Origin of the sequence: Halobacteriovorax sp. HLS (assembly GCF_004006665.1) — a bacterium.
In the GTDB taxonomy this organism is placed as follows: domain Bacteria; phylum Bdellovibrionota; class Bacteriovoracia; order Bacteriovoracales; family Bacteriovoracaceae; genus Halobacteriovorax.
Window position 1 is genome coordinate 59707 of sequence record NZ_QOCL01000004.1, and the last position, 22518, is coordinate 82224.

Below are 22518 nucleotides of genomic sequence, written 5' to 3' on the forward strand. Positions count from 1 at the left end.
AGTTATGAAATATAAAATTGTTTGTGTAGATGATGAACTTGAAATTTTAGATATTTATTCGACTTGTTTAGATTCTAGTGAATTTGAAGTTGTTACTTTTTCTGAAGTGGATGAAGCTAAGGAATATGTAAAACTAAATGCTAATTCTATCATTTTTATTTTTTCAGACTTTAGAATGCCCGATCATGATGGTTTCTCTTTTCGTAGAGATATTCTCTCTTATGCAAGTGAAATACCCTTTGCTTTAATTACAGGTTTCTATGATAAAGAGATGGCAATGGAGGGGATGAACTTAAATATATGCACCTTCTTAAAAAAACCAATCGATTTTGATGAGATACATAAACTTATCTCAACTCTAGGGCAAAAGAGACTTTCAGTTTTAAATGAAGATTACGAAATGGTTACTTCATTTATTGAAGAATCGTATCCGATGTTAGATGAAATTGAGAATCTAATATTAAACCTTGAAAGTGACCCACATGATATCAATTCCCTTAATACGTATTTTAGATTGCTTCATACTATTAAAGGGACCTCTTCTTGCGTAGGCCTTCAATCAATCCCTGCATATACTCATCGATATGAGGATCTAGTCACGGCCTTAAAGAATGGCAATATTAAAGTATCTCAAAAAGTCATTAATACACTTCTTGTTGGTCTTGATGAACTTAAGTATATGTTTAACAGTATAAAATCCGGAGGGGAATTTGAGTTTGATGTCTCAGAGAAGCTCAAGGTTTTTGATGAGGATTTCTCGTCTGAAGAGACTATACTCGTCTCTAAAGATGATTCTTCTTCTTCTTCTTCTTCAAGTGCAGGGACCAAGGAGATAAGCAAGACAGAAGAAGAAAAAATTAATGTAAGTGTAGGAGTGTTAGATGAATTTATGGAGTTCAGTGGTGAATTAACTGTACTACGAAGTTCAGTACTTAAGAGTGCAATGAAGCTTGAAGCAAAGTATACGGGAGACCGTGATATAGAGGTTCTATCCGAAACTCTTGATGAAATGCATAAGGTTAGTTCTTTATTACAATTTCAAATCACAGAGCTACGTAAGGTGGATATGGAGTCCATCTATAAACCTTTAAAGCGTGTTATTCGTGATGCTTGTAAATCTTTAAATAAGGATATTGAACTCGTAACAGAAGGTGGTGCTCTTCGGATTGATACAAGTCTTTCTAAGGTTCTCAATGGTGCATTAATCCATTTGATTAGAAACGGTGTTGATCATGGTATTGAGATACCGGAAGTCCGAGTCAAGGCAGGTAAGGAGGCCCAGGGACTTATAACTATTAAGTCCTTTGAAGAAGGAGAGAATGTCATTGTTGAAATTGAAGATAATGGAAATGGGATGGATGTTTCTAGAATCAAGGCCAAGGCATTAGAGAATAATTTATTTACTCAGCAACAGCTAGATCGTATGAGTGATCAAAGAATCTTTTCGTTAATTTTTGAAAGTGGATTTAGTACTGCCGCAGAAGTAACTGACATAAGTGGAAGAGGTGTCGGTATGGATATGGTCAAAAGTTCTGTGACTAATGTTGGAGGAAAGATACATATAAACTCAAAACTAGGTGAAGGCTCTAAGTTTACTTTAGTTCTGCCAATCCCAAGAAGTGTTTTAATTATAAAATCTTTAATGGTCTCAGTTGGCGATCATAATTTTTGCCTAGCTTTAGAAGACGTCGATGAAGTTGTTAATTACTGTGGTGAAAAGGATGGAGAGATCATTCACAAGGTTGAGGGAGGCTCTATTTTACGACACCATGGAGAATTAATCCCTTTAGTTGGTGTAGATAAAATTTTAAATATTGAATCTAATGCGCAAACAAGTGAGATGAATATTGTTATCGTCAAAGGAGAGGGTTTTAAGTATGCAATAATCGTCGATGAAATCCATGATATAGAAGAAGTTGTTTGTAAGAAACTATCTAAGCATCTAAAAGGAATATCTTGCTTTCAAGGTGCTACTTTCGTTGGTGATGGAGAAATGGCGATGGTCTTAGACCTGTGCGGTTTTGCGGAGTATGCAAATATTAAATTGGATGTTGAAGAAGAATTTGAAGAAGAGTTCGTGAACTTTTCAACTGAGCAGGAGTTTATGCAATTTAACTTCAGTGAGAAGTCTAACTATGCAATTCCACTTGAAAAAGTCGTCCGCTTAGAGGAGTTCAAAGTAAGCAAGCTCGAATACACTGGTAAACTTGCGCTAATTAGATATCGTGATAACGTTTTACCAATTATTGATGTTGAAAAAAGATTAGGTTTTTGCCATTCACAAGATAATTTTAGAAATAATGAAGTTCTAAAAGTAATCGTTGTTTCTAAGGGAAGTTCTCAGTATGGATTCGTCGTAGACGATATTAAAGATATTGGAGTAACGGAAGAGGAAATTAACTTCTCTACTTCGGACAGAGACGGAATTAAAGGGACTGTCTATATTAATAATGTGACTGTAAATGTTCTAGATGTTGATCATATTATTGAGAACTATAAGAAGCCTGTTCTAAATGAAATTCTTAAGGATGCTGCTTAATCTTAAGCAGCATCCTTTGCGAAAACACCTTCTACAATTTTTAATTCAAAAGTCTCAACTCCTTTAGAGTCTTCTTTTGTCATTGCCTTTATAAAGTGTTTAACAAGTTCTGGGTCAAATTGTGAACCTGAAAATTCTTCTAGTTCACTAAATGCGACTTCGTATGGAAGGCCTTTTCTGTATGGTCTTGTTGAAGTCATAGCATCAAAGGTATCAGCGATTAATATTATTCGTGAAAAAAGGGGAATATTTTCTCCGGCAAGCCCATCAGGGTAACCTCTTCCATCATATCTTTCATGGTGGTGTTTGGCATATGTTGCTATATCTTGAAAATATTTAAAGTCTGTTAGAATTTCAGCAGTCATACTCGGGTGAGCTTTCATTTTAAGAAACTCTTCTTCTGTAAGTCTTGCGGGCTTCATTAGAACTGCATCAGGAACACCAATTTTTCCAATATCATGAAATAAAGCTGACATTTCTAACTCATACATCTCTTCAGGATTTAACCCTAGTTCCTGGCCAAGAGTTACACTATAGAATGCTACCCTCATACTATGACCGTAAGTATAATTATCCTTCGCATCTAGAGCACGCAGCATAGTTTTAACGGCCATCTCGCACATTTCTCTTTGTTGATCTCGCAACTCTCTAACTTGTTTAACAAGATCAAGCATCGCTACATTAGCGATTACATTTTGTAATGAAATGACGTTATCTTTCTTTTTTTCCATAATATAGCTCTTTGCTCGCATTGAGTTTATTTTATAGCGTGCTTATGAATTATCGTAATATTGAGTAAAAACCTTTAGATTTATCGGTGAGCTTCAAAGGTTTCAGTAGGTTAGGGTGGTCTTGTTATTTTATTTAGTGCCAAAGATTTGGGTCTACTTCTGAGAGTAGAATTTTACCTAACTATTCAAAATTAATGAAGCTTGTTAGACTTAAAGTATCGGAATTAGGTATTAAATTAGAAATAGGAAAATATGAAAAAAATCGTAGTCGTCTCATGTGAAGATGAAATCAAAAAGTACTTTTCAAGTCTCGAAAATAATTACATTTGTGAAGTTATTCCTTTTAACTATGAGCAAAGTCATGTTTTTGAAAACCTATTAAGTGACGATGAGGCGCTGATTATTCTTTCTATTCGTAAGTGGGAAGTTTTCAAAAGTTTTTTAGATAATAATCGAATGAGGATAAACGGTACAATTGTAATCGCTGGTGTAAGTACTGAGTTAGATCAAAAAGTTGTTAAAGACCTTTGCAAGGTTGATCGCTTTATAAAAGGAGTTATTAACACTGATCTCGATATAGAACTCAATTATCCATGGTTCAATCTACTTGTTAACCCTACATTTTCTGGAATAGACCAAGACGAATTAGAAGTCGTTGGTGCCAATATTGATACAATTGTCTCGAGCGCAATTGTTGAACTGGAAAGGCTTAAGACAATTCATGAAAAACTCGTACCTATTAGAGAAGAAAAATTTAAGGGCCTAAGTGCTATAAGTAAGTTTGGAGCTGGTGAAAGTGCTGGAGGGGAATTCTTTGATGTTCTTTCCAATGATAAGGAAGTACTTATGCTTGTTGCTCGTTCGCGGTCTTATCTTGTCTCTAGTATGATAATGGGACAATTTGACGAGCTTAGAAGTGTTCAAAATTTTAATAATGATAAAATTACTGAGTATATTGAAAACGTTCAAAATGAAATTGCACAGGCCAAGCTAAAAGAAGAGAAGAGAAAGTTAGACTTACTCTTTGTTCGAATAGATCTAAAGACTATGAAGGGGCAGGTCTGGCGTTCTGGCGGAAGTCTGCTGCTTAATGATGGAAAAGTTGTCACAGAGGAAAGTTTTACTTTGAATCGAAGCTCAAAATTAATGGTTCTTTCGAGTGGGTTATTAGAAAATTCTCCAGGTAAAGAAGCGTTAATTTCTACAGCAGTAGAAAAAAAATCTGAAACATCACGTGAAATATTAAATGAAGTCTTCTATACTCTAAGAAATGAGAAGAAAGGAATGTTCTTTTCACACGATGCAACTATGCTTGTTTTTGAGGTCGATAAAAATGCAATTCTTCAGATTTAGTATTATTTTCTTATTATTACAAACGAATGGTTTTTCAGCTGAAATGTTTAGTGACATGGAATGTTTGAATTCAAATTTTGATTCGACAGTAGAGCACAAGGCCATGCCTTTTGGACTTTCCAAAAATATTGTTACTGTATCAAAGAGTGAATGTCTTTTAACAATTGCTCACTCTAAACTCAAGTTTATAAAAAGTCATTGGACGATAGATGTCTGTAGAGGCCCTGTTCACATTAAAAAAACTTCAGGTGCTGTAGAAGTGCTAAAGCGTGAAAAAGGGTGTTTAGAAGGTTCAAGTGAGTATTGTAAAGAAGTGAAGAAGATTGAAACGATCTTACAAGATGATGGGTTAATTTTTGCAACTGGACAAAAAGAAGATATTTCAAATGAACATGGAAAAATTTATTGCTCGGTTTTACTTTTAAAGAGATATCTCGGAGATGGGATAATTTTTAATAGAGGAAGTGATTATCAAGGAATTCTACTCAACGGAGTTAATCAAAAAGCTTTAAATAAAGTTAATTCTGATGAATCTACTCCTGTTGAAGATGGTCCTGCTGAGTTTTAATTTATTTTACTGAATTTAGGGCCTGAGCTAGGTCCTGAATTAGGTCATCAACATTTTCTATACCAACAGACAAACGTATCAAGTTATCTTTAATTCCAAGCTGGAGTCTTGTTTCCTTAGGGATTGAAGCATGTGTCATTATGGCAGGATGCTCAATTAGACTTTCAACTCCTCCTAGACTTTCCGCAAGTGAGAATAGGTTTACTTTTTGAAGAAATTTCTTAGAAGTATTTAGATTTCCTTTTAAAAAGAAAGTAATCATTCCACCGGTGCCACTCATCTGTTTCTTTGCAATAGAGTGTTGTGGATGACTTTTTAATCCAGGGTAAAGTACTTTTTCAATTTGAGGGTGAGACTCTAACCACTTTGAAATTTTTAATGCATTCTTTTGATGTGCTTCCATCCTAATGGAAAGAGTTTTAATTCCCCTTAGCACTAACCAGGAATCAAATGGAGACTGGCATGGCCCAAGAGAGTTTTGGAGCTTCCAAAGTTTTTTGTAGAGAGTCGTATCATTTAATATGAGCGCTCCTCCAACAACATCGCTATGACCGTTAATATATTTAGTCATAGAGTGTAGAACAATATCTGCACCTAAGTTGAGAGGGTTTTGGAAGTAGGGACTCATGAAAGTGTTATCGACTAAGGTTTTCACTTTTGATTGCTTTGCTAGAGTTACAACTTTCTTAATGTCTGTAATTTTCAAAAGAGGATTAGTTGGAGTCTCAATCCAGAGTAAGCTTGGTTTGTGCTCTTTTATTTTGCTAGCTAATTCTTTTGTATCAGTAGTATCTACAAAGACAATTTTGTGTAGCTCGTGAAAAACTGTTGTGAAAAGACGATAAGTTCCACCATATACATCATCACCACATAGAATAGTCGATCCGGCCGGAAGAGCATGCATAACTAGCATTGCCGAAGAAATACCACTGGCCGTAACCAGGGCATATTTTCCATTTTCAAGAGCAGCTAAGCACTCTTCAAGTCTTGTTCTAGTTGGGTTATGTGAACGAGTATACTCATAGCCGGAATGCACTCCTGGACTAGACTGCACATATGTTGTCGTTTGATAAATAGGGGGCATTATTGCGCCCGTTTCTTTATCTGGATGTCCACCAACATGTATGCATTTAGATGCCTTGTCTAAGCTTTTGAGAATACTCTTTTTCACTAAATATTACCCTTTTTAGAAAAATATTGAAGAACATCGATTTCAGTTAGGATGTCTTTAAGTTTTCCGTTTTCTGTAATCAGGGCGACTTCTTTCTTAAGAAGTGCCTCTGCAACAGTTTCTAATAGTTCATTTTGATCAACAATTTGAAACTTTGAAGTTGAAGCTAGAGAGATATTATCATCTTTTGCAAACTCACCCATAAGCACAGGCTTAACAAGATTCTTTTCGGCAACTAGACCAACAATTTCTTGTGCAGAGTTGATAACAGGCAATTGCGATACACCGTTAGTATCCATTATATCGATTGCCTGACCAATAGTTGAAGTATCGTTTATTGTGAATATTGAACCTTTTTTTCCAATATCATTAAGTACATCCTTAATTTGAACGTTAAACGAAGCGTCCAGGTAACCATTGTCACTCATCCAATCATCATTGTAGATCTTCGAAGCATATCTATTTCCTGAGTCATGTAAAAGTATCAAAATTTTCTTCTTGGTCTTTTGCTTTTTAGCATATTTTAGAGCTCCGCAAATGGCCGCCCCAGCAGAACCTCCTGCGTAAATACCTTCTTCTTTGAGAAGTCTTCTAGTCATTAAAAAACTTTCCTTATCTCCAACAACTTCGAAGTCATCAATTACATCAAAGTCATAATTTCCAGGAATAAAATCTTCTCCAACACCTTCAAGAACATAGGACTTGGCTTCACAAATTTCACCTGTCTTCTTATAATGAGCTATAATTGATCCTTCACAATCAATTCCAACAATTTCTACATTAGGCATTTTCTCTTTAAAGTACTTTCCACAACCAGTTATTGTTCCACCTGTTCCTACTCCGGCCATAAATACGTCAAAATCTCCAGACGTCTGTTCGTACATTTCTGGAGCAGTCCAGTTGTAGTGAGTATTTCTATTATGAATATTGTCGTATTGGTTTACGTAGAATGAATTTGGTATAGTTTCAGCTAATCTCTTTGAAACACTATAGTAAGATCTTGGGTCATCTGGTTCAACATTTGTAGGACATACAACGACCTTTGCTCCAAAAGCTCTTAGGTTATCGATTTTTTCCTGAGATTGTTTATCAGCGAGCACAAAAATACACTTATATTTGTGAACAGCTGCCCACATAGCTAGACCGACACCTGTATTTCCAGAGGTACCTTCGATAATTGTTCCACCTGGCTTTAAATCACCTTCTTTAACGGCCTGATCAAGCATATATGCGCCAATTCTATCTTTAGTAGAACCACCAGGATTCATAAATTCTAGTTTTACATAAATATCTGAATCTACCTCATTGGCTAGACTATTTAATTTTACAATTGGGGTACCACCGATGGCCTCAACTACATTTGGTTTTGCACCTTTCATCATATTTTGCTCCTTAATTTAATACTTCTTTAATTTCAAATGTACTTGCAAGAGTTGCAAGTCGTGCGACAACGGTATACATCGCTTCTTTAGATTGGAAGTCGCTATTTTCTTTAATTTCACTAATGCAGAACTTTCTAAAAACCATTCCCTTAGAGTTAAGGTTTGAATCAGTTCCCTTGTCTTTATTTACTCTCATAAATCCACCAACACTCTTTCCATCTACTAAGTAGATTGCAACTTCTGCTGGCATATCATCATACTTGATCATTGTTTCAACACCTTCCTGGACTAGAAGAGATGTAAACTTTATTTTATTTTTTCCAATATCCATTTTGTTACGTGCTTTGCGGTTCATAGAGATTATTTCCTCACCTGAAGAGACAACACTAATTCCCATTCCATAAGTACCTTTGGATGCTTTTACAAATACTTTCTTTTCTTCACTTAATTGAGATTTTATTTCATCTACTGCACTTCCTAATCTTTCTAGTCCTTGCTTAGAAGAAAAATCGACATCCTCAACGGCTATAAACTTTGCTTGTAAAATGTCTGGATTAATAGAAAACTCTTTTGCAAACTCTTCAACAACTTTTTTGTAAAAAGCAAAGTGCTTATTCTTTTGTCGTGCGTACCATCCAATAAGCGGAGTAGGATTAATTGGGGTTTTGATTTGATTCCATTCAATATCTATCTTATCAGATTGATCATTATTGAGAATAGCAAAGTCTATCTCAGTATTTTCTGAGAAAAGGATTCCATCTTTAACAGTTACTTTATTTATTTCAAGATCAAAATTTGAGTGAGACACAAGTTCCAATTTATCTTGACCATTGAAGAGATTTTCATCAAAGCTTATAAAGACAACTTCGTAGCCTGCATCTCTAATGGCCTTCCCTAGTATTGCTAAATGATCGAGGTAGAAAAGGTTTTTAGTGTGTGACTCTGGTATAATTCCCACAGTCTTAGCTTGAGGTACAATCGACTTAATTACATTTTCAAAAATTGATGATGAAAAATCCAAATCTAGTGCACATAAATTATTAAAACCTGCAGGATACATATTGTGATCGACTGGAGCTAGTTTTGTTTTGCTCTCTCTTATATCGACACTTGAATAAAGAGGAGTAAAGGCCACTTCAAATTTTGAGTCCAAGTAATCGTTAATTCTATTCCAATGAGAAGTTGTGAATTTTTCAAATTCATCTTTTGTATTAATTTCAAATGACATCATTAACTCCTAGGCCGGAAGAAGTTTCCATCCACTGGCCAGGTCAGTTACATGGACCTTGGGTTCGGAAGATAAGATCTCGGAAAACTCGAGAACTTTTTTAAAGTTGTTGCCGGCAAACATTTTTAACTCATTTTCTCTGGTGAGCATAGTGGATTTAAGTGTTTTTAACTTAGACTCTTGAGGATGCCAATTATCAAGAAACGGTTTTAAGCACTTATTTACTGCAAGATAATTGTCACCATGCATAAAGTCTTTAGCTTCGGTAAATAAACTCATGGCCTCTCCAACTTTATGGTGTTCAGCTGATGAGACTAAGAACCAGTTTGAGAAGTCTTCTTTACCGAGTTCTTTTTGAAAATCTATTGCCGAAGTAAAGTGTTCACGACAGCGATATAATAGACTGACTGCGTCTATGAAGATGTCAACAAAGTCACCACCTGTGACTTTCTCTAGATAGCTAAGAAGTTTTTTTACTCCAGATGAAACGAGTTTTCCTAAGAATTTCTTTGGCGCCGATTCTCCTGAAACTTTCTTTCCAAGAAACTTAAAAATTTCTACAAAACTCTTATCAAAAAAGTGTTCAATTTTTCTTGTTGCGCCTAAGAAGTCTAAGAAGTGCTTACCTGGAGGAGTATCTAAAACAACTGTATCGTAATTTCCTGTTGCTAAGTGAAACTGAACTTCAAGAACTGCCATTATTTCATTCATTCCACCATAAGGTTTGGTCAGAACTTTGAGAATTCTATTGTCTAATTCTTTTTCGAGTCCTTCTGCCTTAGCGATACGCTCTAAAGTATGTGAAGGAGATAGTAGTAAAGCATCAAAAGTATTCTCAACATTATCTTCACTGAAGTTTTGAGTATCTATTTTCTTTAGAATTCCTGAGTCTGAATCTTGAAGCCCGAGAACTTGCTTGAGTCTCTTTGCTGGATCTATGGTAATTAGAAGAACTTTGAGTCCTTTTTCTGAGAGAGCTACAGCTCTAGAGGTCGCTAATGTTGTTTTTCCAACACCACCAGTTCCGCAAAAAATCTCAACTCTCTTATTGGGAATGCTCATATTAGCTCCTCTAAGTGTGAGTTTGAAAGCTCGGTCATAACAGCTTTAAAGTTTGGAGCGAGACAATGAGGAATCTTTTCTAAAATTTTCCCATTAAATTCATTAATAACTGATAGTTCTAAATCTTTCTTTGTTTGCAAAAAACTCGGCAATTCTTCGTCAGTGTTTAAGATAGGCGAGAGACAATCATTTGCAACTAGATGAGTATTTTCAAAATCTAATTTTTTCAAATGGTCAATTACTTCTATAGACTCATTAAGGGCCATTTTGGTTGGAAGTGAGATAATTAAATTCTTTAAAATATCTTTTCCATAAATAAAGTCATGCATTCTCTTGATGTCTTCAACGAGAAGACCTGAGCCAAAAATTTCTTTAAAGTTATGTGAGGACTCAAACATTGTCAAAGCGTGACCGCTTGAAGGTGAGTCTAATACAATTGTTAGGTTAGGATCAGACTCCAGTAGATCTATAATGTGGCCGAGTAAGATCATATGGCCTAGGCCTGGAATCATATTGAATAACGATTTAAAAAATGGAGTTTTCATTATCCAATTTGCAACAAGTTCTGAGTTTAGCTTCTTTCCCATGTAAGTTTTTGCAGACTCAATGAGATCAAAGTGAACAAATGGAATATCTAATTGAGTGCACAAGTCAGATTGGTTCTCCTGGTCAAAGCTATTGTATAGAACCTTGACCCCTCTTTGTGATAGTTTCTTTGCAAGTGAGAGCGCGACTGAAGTTTTACCGACACCGCCTTTACCAGTTACTATGTATAGACGGTGTGCCATATTAGAAAGTGTAGAAGGTGTTCATGAGAAGTTTAAAGTATGACCCTGTTACTTCTGGTTGATTATCTTGTTTCACGTCAAACGGATTGTGGAATGTGGCCATAACTCCAACAGTAAACTTATCATTTAACCTAAGATCAGCACCGGCCCCAAGATGAAATCCAAAAGTAATCTTTTCTTCTGACGGCATAAGTACGCCATTTACATTTCTTTTTACTTTTGGTTGATAAAATCCAAATCCACCCATTCCAAAAGGTGAGAAGTTATCAAAGTTAAACGTCTTGGCCTTAATTCCAAGAGCAAGTCCAGTTAACTTAGCATAGTTTCCCTGGTGGGAATGTTTTGATGAATGGAAGTTTGCTATAAAGTCGAACGAGTGACTAGCTGAATAGTTATAAAATAAATCCCATGTAATCTTGTCTTCGCCATGATCAGAAAAGTCTCCAGCTAGAAAGGTCTGTCCAATACCTATACCGATACTATGTTTTTTTAGCGGATTAGAATTTCTTGACTCAGGTATGGCCTTTTCTACTTTCTTAGCTTTCTTGTCTGAAGTGAGGCCTTTTATGGATTCATTTGCTTTTGAAGAAACACCTGTTGCTAAAAGAGCAACAGGTATTGTGTATATCAGAAATTTTTTAAACTTGTTTTGCATTTTAAGTCTCTAAACTATTGGGGGTTTAATGTACCCCCTTATATTAGTTTAAAGTACTTGGTGTTTCAATAGTTGAGTTTACTTCTGTGTTTTGAGTAAAAGCGTTTAGGCTTTCAGTTAAAGTAGGCTCAACAGTAGTTTCTACAGATGGAGTACCTTCTAGACCTCTGATGTGACCAGTGAAAGTCCCTTCTTCAGATCTAATAACTCTCTTAAGTAATTCAACATCACCAGCTCTAGTCGACTTTTTTTCTTGATCGAAAAGAAGTTGAATTTGAGTCATATAAGTAATGTCATTTTTAGTTTTGTTATCAATAACTTGAATTTCATTACCTTCTCTGATGATTTGTGCAATCTCTTCTAGAGTAACGTAACAGCTTTGGTGTGTGTCATAAAGCTTACGGTTTTGGTATCTCTTGATAATTCTTACGTCGTTCATCTTTTTTTTCCCCTATTTGATATGAGAGATTAGTCTCATTAAAAAACTGAATAACAATTTAACTTCTAGCATCATGAAACCCAAAAGAAACCATTTGTGTATATTTTTTCAATACTTTGCGTCAAAAAGGTTAGGTTAAGCTTAAGAACTTCGTATTTCCAGTTAGTTACCTCTAGTAACTAGGGAATGTCGCGATTCACATAATGCTTTGCTTCGGTTAACGAACAATGAAATAGCAAGCTTGTTAAAAGTGTGTCAATAGAAAATCGGGACAAAATTCTTACAGTGCATTATTTTTATGACTCTTGACGTATATTCAGTATCTTATAGGTTTTTAATCTTGAGGTGGCTTAAGTTTTTCTTAAGGTTGGAGTGACTGCGTCATAGAGTTTGCTGGAAAATTGTTCCGAAAATTACAACCTAAACAAAGCTTTAAGTATTTTCTTCTACTTTACGACAAGTACAGAGGGCTTTGAGAAAATTTAGTCCAAAACCCAAAAGGATAAACATGTTCAATAGAATTTTTTTGATTGTAACTCTTGTGGCATTAACATCATGTGCAAGTGTATCTAATTCAAAGAATGAAATATCTAAAGCTACAGACAGATCAAATGAGCATCGTGACGATGGTCAATCATTGGAAAAGTATCTGGCCAAAGCAATGGTCAATATTGATTCAATGTCCCAAGTAAAGAAGTCTCACCTTGCTGACGAGTTCTATATTAAAGGCTCTGATGCTGCTCTAAGAGGAGACAGTTTAAGTGCAGCACTATTTTTTGAAAAAGTACTGCAAATAAACGGTAAGGATGACTATGTCTCAAAGCGCTATGCCGTCGAGCTTATTAGATTAAATAAGTTGAGTGAAGCAAAAGTGATTTTACAAGACCTTTATAAAAGTGAAACAAGTGAAAATGTTGGATTGATTTTGGCCGGTGTACATACTGCTTTAAAAGAAAAGCGTGCGGCGCAAATCGTATACAATTCATTGCTAGAGAATTATCCAAAGTCTGAAGAAGCGTGTGTTTTTTTAGCCAAGTCATACTCTTTAGAATCAAAGTTTAAGAAGGCCTATAGATTATTATCAAAATGTGAGAAAGAAAATAAGGGCAAAGCTATTTACTCTTTTTATAGAGGAAAGATTGATCTTGCACGTGGACAAAGAAAGTCTGCTTTAAAGTATTTTAAAAAATCCCTGGCAATAGATGAAACATATCAACAATCGGCAATAGCTCTAGGTTCTATCTACGAAGAAGATCAGAAATATGATAAAGCTCTATTAGTATATGAAAAGTTTTTGAAAAAGACTCCACATTCTTATTCAATTCTTAAAAGCGTAATTCAAATATACTTCTCTCAAGGAAAGTACGACAAAGTTATTCCACATGCAGAAGCTCTTTCAAATATTGATCCTAGCGATTTAAACTTAAAAGTTCGTTTAGGAATTCTTTATGCAGATTCGAAAAAATATGAAGATGCAAAAGGTGTCTTTAAAGAGATTTTAACTGTAATTCCTCAGTCAGATAAAGTTCTTTATTACTTAGGTATGCTATATAAAGAAACTGATGAGTATGACAGTGCTGTAGGTTATTTTTCGAAAGTTCCAGAAGAGAGTTCTCTATTTCATGAGAGTAATTTGGAAATAGCAAGACTACTTCTTGTAGAGGCCGAAGAAGATGAAACAGGCGAAAGCGCAAAGAAATTTGTAAGCTTTGTTGAGCAGGCATCATCGAAAGGTGTTGATTTAAAAATAGCTCTCAAAGTTATGCTTGCAGGTCACTATGAAACCATCGGTAGAGTCCCGGCCGCAGTAGATGAAATGGAAGAAATTCAAAATGAAAAAGAGTTTTCAGAGTCACACGAATACTACTTAGCAGCATTGCATGAAAAGAATGGCGACTATAATAAGGCAAAAGATGTAATTGAAAAACTACTTAGTAAAAACCCTGAAAACCCTCATGCTCTTAACTTCTTAGGTTATACTCTTTTAGAAAAAGGTGACGACCTTGATAGGGCTTATATTCTTATAAAGAAAGCTGTGAGTTTAAAACCTAAAGATGGATATATTCGAGATAGTTTAGGCTGGTACTATTATAAAACGGGCAATTATGAAAAGGCCTTAGTTGAAATAAAAAAGGCGTGGTCTCTAGTTAAAACAGATGTTATTGTAACTAAGCACTTGGCCATGGTTTATAAGAAGTTAAAAAAATATGAACTGGCCAAAAAGTTTTATGTGGAGGCACTACGCAATTGCAAAGTCGATTCAGAAAGACAAGAAGTTATGAGAGACTTGAGTGGATTAGAGTCATTGCGACTACCTGCCTCTTCTCAGTAGTTCTTACTTCTTGTTCAACAATACCTAAAGTTAAAGAAGATGATCAACTTGAAAAGATTGTAAAGAATATCTGCGTGAACTCTGCTGGACGAGGTAGAGTGAAGATCTTTAATCAAACAACTCTATTTTCCTTTGAAACTGTAAATACACCTGAAAAATTTTGGAAAATGGCAGTAGATATACCTATCCATGGTGAAGAACTGCTTTCAATTGGTTGGGAAAATGCCGATAAGTCGCAAGTTCAGCTTAAGGGAGGATTTGCGAGAAGATTAATTAATAGTTCAAAAGCTGATGTACGCTCGAAGAAGTATAGTCATTTAATTAAGGGTTTCATGAAAGGCTGGGCGCAAGTTCTTCTGGCAAATGATTTAATTAGAAAGAATAAACCAAGCTTTGAATGTACGGACGGAAAGTGTTTATTTGGTAGTGGTAAATGGCTTACCGGTACTTCTCCAGGTCATTACTTTTTAGACTATGAAATTAGAGAAGGAGAATTACTTCGCTTTGACTTCTCAAACTTTAAAGAAGACTCGCCGCGCAGGGTGTCGATTACACCAGTGGGTCAAACTCTTGAAACTACACCATTTCAGATAGATTTATTTGTAAATACCTGTGAATAACGCTGTGCTCGTGACTCTTTTCCTTAATATCCTAGGAATTCATTAAATAATTTTGTATATATCATAAGTTAAATTGCTAGTTTTTGGTAAACCACTAAACAGAGGGAATTGACTATGATGAAGATAACTTCACTACTTGCGGCTTTGATCCTAACGACGGGATTTGTTAGCTGTACTAAAAAGAACAAAGATACAGGTAAAACGATTAACATCGCTGTTTCTGCACAAATTAAAGGGCTAGATCCAATTTATGCTAACGACCGTTACTCAAGTAATGAAGTTGGGCGTGTTTATGAAGGTCTACTTGAATACCATTACCTAAAAAGACCATATACTTTGGTTCCAAACTTAGCTGAGTCTATGCCAGTAGTTTCTGAAGATGGGCTAACTTATACTTTTAAAATTAAACAAGGTGTAATGTTTCATCACGATGCTGCTTTCCCTGATGGAAAAGGCAGAGAGCTAGTTGCAGAAGATTTTGTTTATTCAATTAAGAGATTAGCTGATCCAAAACTTCAAGGTCTTGGATGGTGGTTACTTGACGGAAAGATCAAAGGATTAAACGAGTGGAGAACAAAGTATGCTGATCTTCCAAGTGTTGATTATACGGAAGTTGTTGAAGGACTTAAGGCCCTTGATAAGTATACTTTAGAGTTTAAGCTAACTAAACCATTTCCACAGTTTCTATATTCTTTAGCAATGCCTTTCACATTTGCTGTAGCAAAAGAAGTTGTTGCAAAGTACGGTGAGGAATTCTTAAACCATCCTGTAGGAACGGGACCATTTATTCTTCCTCAATTTACTCAGACAAAGAAAATTACATATACAAAGAACCCTAATTTTAGAAAGAAATTATATCCTTCTGAAGCGAGTGAAGAGTTTAAGGCCGCAGGATTTTTAGCAGATGCTGGAAAAGAACTTCCACTTGCTGATAAAGTAGTTGTAAATGTAATCATTGAATCTCAACCTAGATGGCTTAACTTCCTAAAAGGTAAAGTTGATTACATTGCAATCCCAAAAGATAATTTTGATTCGGCAGTAACACCAGATAGAAATCTTTCTGACGACTACAAGAATAAAGGAATTGAGCTTTTAATTAATCCTTCTTTAGATGTAACGTACACTGCGTTTAATCATGACTTAAAACTTTTTAAGAATACTGATCTAAGAAGAGCAATCTCTATTGCTTATGATGTAGTTAAATCTAACGAGCTCTTCTACAATAATACTGCTCTTCCTGCGCAATCAGTAGTTCCTCCAGGTATTGCAGGAAATATTAAAGGTTATGTATCTCCTTATAGAGGACCAAATATTGAAGAAGCTAAGAAGCTTCTTGCTAAAGCTGGTTACCCTGAAGGTAAAGGACTTCCAGAGATAACTTATGACTGTCCTTCAAATACAGTATCTAGACAAATTGGAGAGTACTTCAAAAAGCAAATGGCTCAAATTGGAGTTAATATCAAAGTTGTAACTAACCCTTGGCCAGAGCTTCAAAAGAAGATCACTAAGAGACAAGTTATGCTATACGGTATTGCTTGGGGTGCTGATTATCCAGATGCTGAGAACTTCTTACAGCTTCTTTATGGACCAAATAAAGCTCCTGGAGCAAATGGTTCGGGGTATGATAATCCAGAATTCAATAAGCTTTATAAAACAGCTTCAATTATGCAAGATTCTCCAGAGAGAACTGCTCTTTATGAAAAAATGAATAGAATTGCAGCTGAAGAGTCTCCTTGGATTTATGGAGTACATAGACAGAACTTTACACTTAGACATTCTTATTTGAAGAATTACATGTCTACTGACTTTGAAACAGGTCAAGAGCAATATCTAAATGTTGATGTTGCAGCAAAAGCTAAAGCTTTAGAAAAATTATAAAATAATGGCCCTCCTTAATGGAGGGCTTTTTAACTTTTAGGTGGTTCACTCGTGAATTTGTGGCAATATATTTTAAGAAGACTGTTTTACATTATCCCGACTATTCTTGGGGTGGCTTTCATTATCTTCGTTATTTTTAACCTTGTAGCTCCGGACCCAGCTTTAATTATGCTAGGAAAACACGCCAGCGTTCAGCAGATACAAGAATTGAGAGAAGAGTTAGGTTTAAATAAACCAATGTGGGCCCAATATTTGGATATTGTAAAATCGGCTTTTACTTTTGATTTCGGTAGGTCCTGGACAACTAAGCAAGAAATTATATCGATGATTAAGCAAGGTGCAATACCTTCGATGACGTTATCTGTTCCTGCATTTGTATTATCTACAATTATATCAATTTCTATTTCTCTTGTGGTTTCTTTCTATAGAGGAAAATGGATTGATAAGTCAGTTGTATTTGGCTGTGTACTTTTAATGAGTGTAACTTCTTTAGCGTACATCCTCTTTGGTCAATGGCTATTTGCTTACAAGCTTGGATGGTTTGAGATCTCAGGTTATGAGTCAGGCTTTCCTGATTTTCTTCCGTATATCGTTTTACCTGTAATTATTTGGATTATCTTATCGATAGGTCCAGATGTTAGATTTTACCGAACGGTCATGCTAGATGAAATTTATCAAGACTATGTTCGTACAGCTAAGGCCAAGGGCCTCTCTGAAAGAGTTGTTCTTTTTAAGCATGTATTAAAGAATGCTATGATTCCAATTATTACTTTTGTTGTTATTCAAATACCATTTTTAATTTTAGGAGCACTCTTATTAGAAAGCTTTTTTAGTATTCCAGGTTTAGGTGGAATTACCCTAAATGGAGTTTATAACTCTGACTTTCCTGTAATTAAGGCAATGACAATATTAACTGCGATGGCCTATATCATTTTTAGTGTGATTACGGATGTCCTATACACTCTAGTAGACCCTAGAGTACGTCTTAAGTAGGAGATAGGATATGGCACAATCAAATGTACAACCAGTTGAGACAGTAATAATGACAAGTAATACAAAAGATAGAAAATCTAAATCACTATGGGATCACGCAGTTGATAATATGACTCGTGATAAATTAGCAATGACTTCGTTAATAGTTGTTGCTATCTATGCAGTTATAGCAACACTTTCTGCCATTGGTGTAATTGCCTCTGATTGGGCAGTTGAAGTTGGTCCATCTTACGCTGCTCCAAGTTCCGAGTTTTTATTTGGTACTGATATTTTTGGTAGAAGCGTTTTTACAAAAATGATTAAAGGTACTGAAGTGGCAATGTCTGTTGGACTTGTTGCTGCGATAATATCTGTTGTCATCGGAGTTACACTTGGTAGTATTGCAGGTTATTTCGGTGGAAAAATTGATGAGCTAATTGTTTGGTTCTATACTTGCTTTCAGTCTATTCCAACTATCATGTTACTAGTTGCACTTTCATTTGTTATGGGGAGAGGACTTGTTTCAATGTATGTCGCTTTAGGATTAACTTCTTGGGTTAACTTATGTCGCTTAATACGTGGTGAAGTTATGAGACATAAGAATAGAGATTATGTTCAAGCGGCCTCTGCACTTGGTGGTGGACATGCTAGAAAATTAATTAAGCATATTTTTCCAAATGTTTCTCACTTAGTAATAATCAATTTCTCTTTAATGTTTCAAACAGCAATTAAAACGGAAGTTATCCTCTCTTATTTAGGTCTTGGAGTACAAGGTAGACCAAGTTGGGGAACTATGATTGACGATGCTAAGCTTGAGCTTGCACGTGGAGTTTGGTGGCAGTTAGGAGCTGCAACTTTGGCCATGATGATTGTGGTACTTTCTCTAAATATCCTCGGTGATGCTCTTAGAGACGCACTTGATCCAAAGCTGAAGGGAAAATAAAATTAGAATACATGTTTTCAGTAGTTTAGCCTCCTTTTTGGGGGCTTTTTTATTTATTTTTTCTTAATTTAGCTTTAAGTAAATATACTTAATTTCCGAAAAGTATTACGTAAATGGGCCATTTTGCTCATAAAGGACGTAATATTTTGACAGTTGATTCAACAACTCTTACTGAAATTAGTTTTTCTGAACTAAAAGATATTAAATTATCTTATGGTGACCTGTATTGGAAAAAGAAAGATGGTAAGTGTATCCGACTTTTAAATGTGGGAGAAATTGTTGATATAAACAAGCTAGCAAAATTTGAGAAAGTAACAGCATTTTTGTATTTAGATTTAAAGTGTAATAGGTCATATATTGAACAGGGGGTGAAGATCCTAACTTCAATATTAAATAGCACTGACGAGAAAGAGAGGCTTGAATTAAGAAGAAGTTTTTTATCTCATTTATATCCTCTGTATTGGAGTGGTGAGAATGAGGGGGTCCTGCTTGATCTCGTTATGATCTTTCAAAATACTTTTTATTCTTTAGATGAATACTTTGGGAGAGAAATGGATGCCAAGGCGTTGTCATTTTACCAAAGATCATGTCTTGTTTCGACACTTATTACATTGAGTGCTCTTGTTTGTGGCTATACACACGGTGCTTTTCTCAAAGACTTGTATAATACTTGTTACTTTTTTGATTACTCGTATGCAATAACTGATCATAGTTCACTAGAGCTGGAGAAGATTGAAAATGCTAGAGTTAATCATCTTCCTTTTGGTCACGAAATAGAGATGGTTAGAAAATCAATAGAATCTTTCAATTACAAATATTCGCACACAAATCTTTCTAACTTAATTAGGTTTCATCATGAATTTTTAAATGGAGAGGGACTGGTTATAGGCTCTAACCAAGAAGAAATAGGGGAGTTAGAGAAGCTTGTGATTTTTATTGAGGCTTCTGTTGAATTTAATAAAACAGACTATCTAACCAGAGATGCGAGAGGGTTCTTAAAAAAGTTATTTTGTGAACTAGAGTATGACGAATGTGTTATCGAAGAGTCTCTGAAAGAATTATTAGGTAGGGACTTTGAGTCTATATCAACTAAGATGGAGAATGCCGCTTAAATGACTGATGTATTAAAAAAATACATTCTTAATTTATGTTCATCTGATCTTTCAGATCAAATGAATAGTATTCTTGAGCAACAAGAAGTAGAAATAGTTTCTAAGTTTGATGAGACTCAAAAATACGATTTTGTACTGATTGATAGTGATGATACGCAATTACCATGTACTTGTGCTGTGATCTTTATTGGTGAGCCAAAAAATAGAAGTCAGTTTTTTAAAAATAATGGGAAAGCGATAATATCTAAAGAAATGACTTCTGATACAATAGAGTCAATAATTTTTGATCGTCTCTTAGGGAATAGTTCAAGTCTTAGTTTAGAAAAAGCCTTTGATTCTGAAATTGATAGTTGTGGAAGTTTTAAGGTCACTGATCATCTTAATGGAGGTTATTATAGTGACTTGGTTGCTGCTAAGGCCGTGGTGAATGATTTTGACTTTCTTAGAGTTAGAAATAGTTTTTTTAACTTAGTAAATTTCTTTTCTGTGATCATTGACTCTAAGAAAGGACTATTTCCTGTAGATGTTGATTTTGGAATTTCGGACGAAAAATTTATTATCCAATCCCATTTCAATGTGATGGACTTTGGAGGGGAGTATTTATGGAGTTCTTTAAGCCCAAAAGGTGATAAGTTTCTTCATGATGCTGTTGAGTATGTAGATACTTTGGATTGCTATATTTTAGAGAAAACAGGAAGGCTTGTTGTTACTCTTGTGATTTCTAAAGATCCAAGTTCAATGAAGAATATCTTCTTGCATAATGTTAAATCTTTTAAACTAATGAATGTTGAAGACCTTGTTGGTGGTACAACAACGACTTCTGTAGAAGATCTTCCGGCTGATATTTCGTTAGCAGAGAAAACTCAACATATTTCAAAAGTAAAAAATATTCTAGAAGATGATCAAATGTCTGATGGGCACTTGGTCAACGTTACGAGAGTGGTAAAATTTCTCAAAAAAACAAGTTTCACACTTGATGATTTGTCGCTAGATAATTTCTCTACTTTAGTTAAGGGATATCCTAACGAGGCAGTTCTCGACTCGCTTACGATCAATGATAAAAAACTCATAATAGATTCTTTAAAAGATGAAGAGAAGTTCTCTAACTTAGAGTCTTCACTTGAAGAAGTTGAAAAAATTGCAGGACTTGATGAGTTTCTTGATTCTCTTGTTACAAAAATTGATGGGCTAAGCTTAGAGCAAGCAAATGAAATTGTTACACTAACTGAAAGCCAAGATGCTGATGAGGAGATGACGAGAGTCGGTGGCTGGAAAGAAGAAGAGGACAATCATAAAGAAGTGATTAAAGGATCTCCTGAGGATTTAGGAGAGGTTTCAACTATGGTTAAGGGTTCTAAAGAGGACTTAACTGAAGATAGAACTATTATTTCTGGATCACCTGAAAAGTCCAATAATGATTCCGTGACTATTAAGGGGACACCCGAAGATACGAATAAAGGAAAATTTACCCTTAAAAAGTTTGAGGGAGTAAATGAATGGAGCAGTAAGAAAGACGATATTATTTCTGGAATTAGGAAAAGGGCCGAAGAATTAAAGAATAAAGGTGCCTCTCTTTCAGATTTGGGGACTGAGTTAACGACCATCGTTAGTGAATCTTTAGATATTGATATAAAGGATTCTAGCTCAATCTCTAAAGGACTTTTTGAAAATGCTTCGGAAAAATTTGTTACTTCTGTGAAGCACGAAAGTAAGAGTGAGCAGGATAACTCTGAAGAGGTCGCTAAGTTACGGGCCGATTTAATAAAAAGAGATACTCAACTAGGGCGTATGATGAAGCTCATAGAGGGGATGAAAAAGGAACTTGTAAGCAAGAAGCAAGTGATATCCTCTCCAACCGACGATACATTCAATGTTGAACTTAATAAGCTAAAAGCTGAAGTTGATAAACGCGACAAGCAAATTGATCTACTGAAGAAGAACTTAGAAAATACTCACGGTGTTGTTGATAAAATAAATTCCATTACTGATCAGAATAATGAATTACTTGATACTGTTTCAGTTGAGCCAGATATTGTTAAAAATCTAGAAGATGAAGTAAAAAGGCTAACTTCGCAATTATCTTTGGCACAAGGAAGAATCGAAAGTATTTCTGAAAAAGCAGACTCGGAAAAAGAGATGGCCGACAGCAGATCTAATAATGAATCGAAGCTTTTTAGAGAAAAATTTATGAAGAGCCAAGAGATCATTAATAAATTTCAAGATGAGAATAAGTCCTTAGAGAAAGAGCTCTTTGAATTGAAGAGAGTAAAAGAAGAACTTGAAAATAAAGCAAATCTCCTTGCGAGTAATGATCATAGTGAAGAGTTAAAGGAAAAAGATCAAGCGTTAGCAGAACTATCCAAAGTATCTAAACAGAATGAAGATCGATATCGAGCAGCAGGGCTTAGAATTAAGCAATTAGAGCAAAAGAATAAATTCCTTACGGCCCAAGTTTCAGAAGCAACTAAAAAGGCAAAGAAGGGCTCTGGAGCAGGAGCAAAGGGTGCCGTAGATCCTAAGACTGCTCACAAAATTAAGCAACTTGAGAGACTGACTGAAAAGCTTAAGGGAAGTAGTGATAAGTTTGAAGAAGAGCTTACGGCAAAGAAGAAAGAGGTTCATCAGTCTAAATTAGAAAATAATACACTTAAGCTTAAAATCGATGAGTTAGAGAGAAAGATATCAAAACTTGATAAGCAAGCGGCCTAATAATAGTTATTTAATCCAAAAAAACAAATATTTCTA

General features: G+C 35.2%; 18 protein-coding genes. 10 read left to right on the top strand and 8 right to left on the bottom strand.

Annotation, left to right across the window (positions count from 1 at the left end):
- The first annotated feature begins 4 nt into the window (after positions 1 to 4).
- The gene (locus tag DPQ89_RS08550; protein ID WP_127716520.1) at positions 5 to 2539 is read left to right on the top strand and encodes a chemotaxis protein CheW; all 2535 of its coding nucleotides are present in this window, start codon (positions 5 to 7) and stop codon (positions 2537 to 2539) included.
- Between the two features lie 2 nt (positions 2540 to 2541).
- Here the strand turns inward: DPQ89_RS08550 and DPQ89_RS08555 are convergent, their stop codons facing one another.
- Positions 2542 to 3270 carry an HD-GYP domain-containing protein gene (locus DPQ89_RS08555; RefSeq protein ID WP_164848321.1) on the bottom strand — a complete coding sequence of 243 codons (729 nt, stop codon included), beginning with the start codon at positions 3268 to 3270 and terminating at the stop codon, positions 2542 to 2544.
- 252 nt (positions 3271 to 3522) lie between these two features.
- Here DPQ89_RS08555 and DPQ89_RS08560 point away from each other — a divergent pair, with 252 nt between their 5' ends.
- Entirely contained in the window at positions 3523 to 4623 is a 1101-nt protein-coding gene (locus tag DPQ89_RS08560) for a hypothetical protein (RefSeq protein WP_127716522.1), read from the top strand.
- On the top strand, positions 4604 to 5191 hold the full coding sequence (locus tag DPQ89_RS08565) for a hypothetical protein (RefSeq protein ID WP_127716523.1): 588 nt from the start codon (positions 4604 to 4606) through the stop codon (positions 5189 to 5191). Before DPQ89_RS08560 ends, DPQ89_RS08565 begins: the two co-directional genes overlap by 20 nt.
- A gap of 1 nt (position 5192) precedes the next feature.
- Here the strand turns inward: DPQ89_RS08565 and DPQ89_RS08570 are convergent, their stop codons facing one another.
- The 7 genes from DPQ89_RS08570 to DPQ89_RS08600 are packed head-to-tail and all read right to left on the bottom strand — an operon-like array spanning position 5193 to position 11916.
- A complete protein-coding gene (locus DPQ89_RS08570) occupies positions 5193 to 6362 on the bottom strand; it encodes a PLP-dependent aspartate aminotransferase family protein (protein WP_206611151.1) in 1170 nt (389 codons plus the stop codon).
- Positions 6362 to 7744, bottom strand: a complete 1383-nt coding sequence (locus DPQ89_RS08575) for a pyridoxal-phosphate dependent enzyme (protein WP_127716524.1) — start codon at positions 7742 to 7744, stop codon at positions 6362 to 6364. The genes DPQ89_RS08570 and DPQ89_RS08575 overlap by 1 nt, the downstream gene beginning before the upstream one ends.
- 10 nt (positions 7745 to 7754) lie before the next feature.
- On the bottom strand, positions 7755 to 8972 hold the full coding sequence (gene gshA / locus DPQ89_RS08580; RefSeq protein ID WP_164848322.1) for a glutamate--cysteine ligase: 1218 nt from the start codon (positions 8970 to 8972) through the stop codon (positions 7755 to 7757).
- Positions 8973 to 8981: 9 nt separating this feature from the next.
- A complete protein-coding gene (locus DPQ89_RS08585) occupies positions 8982 to 10034 on the bottom strand; it encodes an ArsA-related P-loop ATPase (RefSeq protein ID WP_127716526.1) in 1053 nt (350 codons plus the stop codon).
- Positions 10031 to 10822: an ArsA-related P-loop ATPase gene (locus tag DPQ89_RS08590; protein ID WP_127716527.1), complete on the bottom strand. Its 792-nt coding sequence runs from the start codon at positions 10820 to 10822 to the stop codon at positions 10031 to 10033. The genes DPQ89_RS08585 and DPQ89_RS08590 overlap by 4 nt, the downstream gene beginning before the upstream one ends.
- Position 10823: 1 nt before the next feature.
- On the bottom strand, positions 10824 to 11477 hold the full coding sequence (locus DPQ89_RS08595; RefSeq protein WP_127716528.1) for an outer membrane beta-barrel protein: 654 nt from the start codon (positions 11475 to 11477) through the stop codon (positions 10824 to 10826).
- A gap of 43 nt (positions 11478 to 11520) precedes the next feature.
- Entirely contained in the window at positions 11521 to 11916 is a 396-nt protein-coding gene (locus DPQ89_RS08600) for a polyhydroxyalkanoate synthesis regulator DNA-binding domain-containing protein (protein WP_127716529.1), read from the bottom strand.
- 508 nt (positions 11917 to 12424) lie between these two features.
- On the opposite strand from DPQ89_RS08600, the gene DPQ89_RS08605 reads away from it, so the two are divergent.
- The 7 genes from DPQ89_RS08605 to DPQ89_RS08635 all read left to right on the top strand — a co-directional run bounded on the left by DPQ89_RS08605 (position 12425) and on the right by DPQ89_RS08635 (position 22482).
- Complete coding sequence (locus DPQ89_RS08605) at positions 12425 to 14248, top strand: tetratricopeptide repeat protein (RefSeq protein ID WP_127716530.1); 1824 nt, start codon at positions 12425 to 12427, stop codon at positions 14246 to 14248.
- Positions 14164 to 14868: a hypothetical protein gene (locus DPQ89_RS08610; protein WP_127716531.1), complete on the top strand. Its 705-nt coding sequence runs from the start codon at positions 14164 to 14166 to the stop codon at positions 14866 to 14868. Before DPQ89_RS08605 ends, DPQ89_RS08610 begins: the two co-directional genes overlap by 85 nt.
- Positions 14869 to 14982: 114 nt before the next feature.
- Positions 14983 to 16746 (top strand): ABC transporter substrate-binding protein, encoded by a 1764-nt coding sequence (locus DPQ89_RS08615; protein ID WP_127716532.1) that lies wholly within the window; start codon positions 14983 to 14985, stop codon positions 16744 to 16746.
- Between the two features lie 51 nt (positions 16747 to 16797).
- Positions 16798 to 17739, top strand: coding sequence for an ABC transporter permease (locus DPQ89_RS08620; protein ID WP_127716533.1), 942 nt, complete (start codon positions 16798 to 16800; stop codon positions 17737 to 17739).
- 10 nt (positions 17740 to 17749) lie between these two features.
- A complete protein-coding gene (locus DPQ89_RS08625; RefSeq protein ID WP_127716534.1) occupies positions 17750 to 18661 on the top strand; it encodes an ABC transporter permease in 912 nt (303 codons plus the stop codon).
- Between the two features lie 146 nt (positions 18662 to 18807).
- On the top strand, positions 18808 to 19773 hold the full coding sequence (locus DPQ89_RS08630; protein WP_127716535.1) for a hypothetical protein: 966 nt from the start codon (positions 18808 to 18810) through the stop codon (positions 19771 to 19773).
- Positions 19774 to 22482, top strand: a complete 2709-nt coding sequence (locus DPQ89_RS08635) for a hypothetical protein (protein ID WP_127716536.1) — start codon at positions 19774 to 19776, stop codon at positions 22480 to 22482. It abuts the gene before it with no gap.
- Positions 22483 to 22518: the final 36 nt, after the last annotated feature.

What these genes read in the sequence shown, in the direction of transcription:
- DPQ89_RS08550 (WP_127716520.1), top strand. Translation starts at nt 5, where the DNA reads ATGAAATATAAAATTGTTTGTGTAGATGATGAACTTGAAATTTTAGAT.
- DPQ89_RS08555 (WP_164848321.1), bottom strand. Translation starts at nt 3,270, where the DNA reads ATGGAAAAAAAGAAAGATAACGTCATTTCATTACAAAATGTAATCGCT.
- DPQ89_RS08560 (WP_127716522.1), top strand. Translation starts at nt 3,523, where the DNA reads ATGAAAAAAATCGTAGTCGTCTCATGTGAAGATGAAATCAAAAAGTAC.
- DPQ89_RS08565 (WP_127716523.1), top strand. Translation starts at nt 4,604, where the DNA reads ATGCAATTCTTCAGATTTAGTATTATTTTCTTATTATTACAAACGAAT.
- DPQ89_RS08575 (WP_127716524.1), bottom strand. Translation starts at nt 7,744, where the DNA reads ATGATGAAAGGTGCAAAACCAAATGTAGTTGAGGCCATCGGTGGTACC.
- gshA (WP_164848322.1), bottom strand. Translation starts at nt 8,972, where the DNA reads ATGTCATTTGAAATTAATACAAAAGATGAATTTGAAAAATTCACAACT.
- DPQ89_RS08585 (WP_127716526.1), bottom strand. Translation starts at nt 10,034, where the DNA reads ATGAGCATTCCCAATAAGAGAGTTGAGATTTTTTGCGGAACTGGTGGT.
- DPQ89_RS08590 (WP_127716527.1), bottom strand. Translation starts at nt 10,822, where the DNA reads ATGGCACACCGTCTATACATAGTAACTGGTAAAGGCGGTGTCGGTAAA.
- DPQ89_RS08595 (WP_127716528.1), bottom strand. Translation starts at nt 11,477, where the DNA reads ATGCAAAACAAGTTTAAAAAATTTCTGATATACACAATACCTGTTGCT.
- DPQ89_RS08600 (WP_127716529.1), bottom strand. Translation starts at nt 11,916, where the DNA reads ATGAACGACGTAAGAATTATCAAGAGATACCAAAACCGTAAGCTTTAT.
- DPQ89_RS08605 (WP_127716530.1), top strand. Translation starts at nt 12,425, where the DNA reads ATGTTCAATAGAATTTTTTTGATTGTAACTCTTGTGGCATTAACATCA.
- DPQ89_RS08615 (WP_127716532.1), top strand. Translation starts at nt 14,983, where the DNA reads ATGATGAAGATAACTTCACTACTTGCGGCTTTGATCCTAACGACGGGA.
- DPQ89_RS08625 (WP_127716534.1), top strand. Translation starts at nt 17,750, where the DNA reads ATGGCACAATCAAATGTACAACCAGTTGAGACAGTAATAATGACAAGT.
- DPQ89_RS08635 (WP_127716536.1), top strand. Translation starts at nt 19,774, where the DNA reads ATGACTGATGTATTAAAAAAATACATTCTTAATTTATGTTCATCTGAT.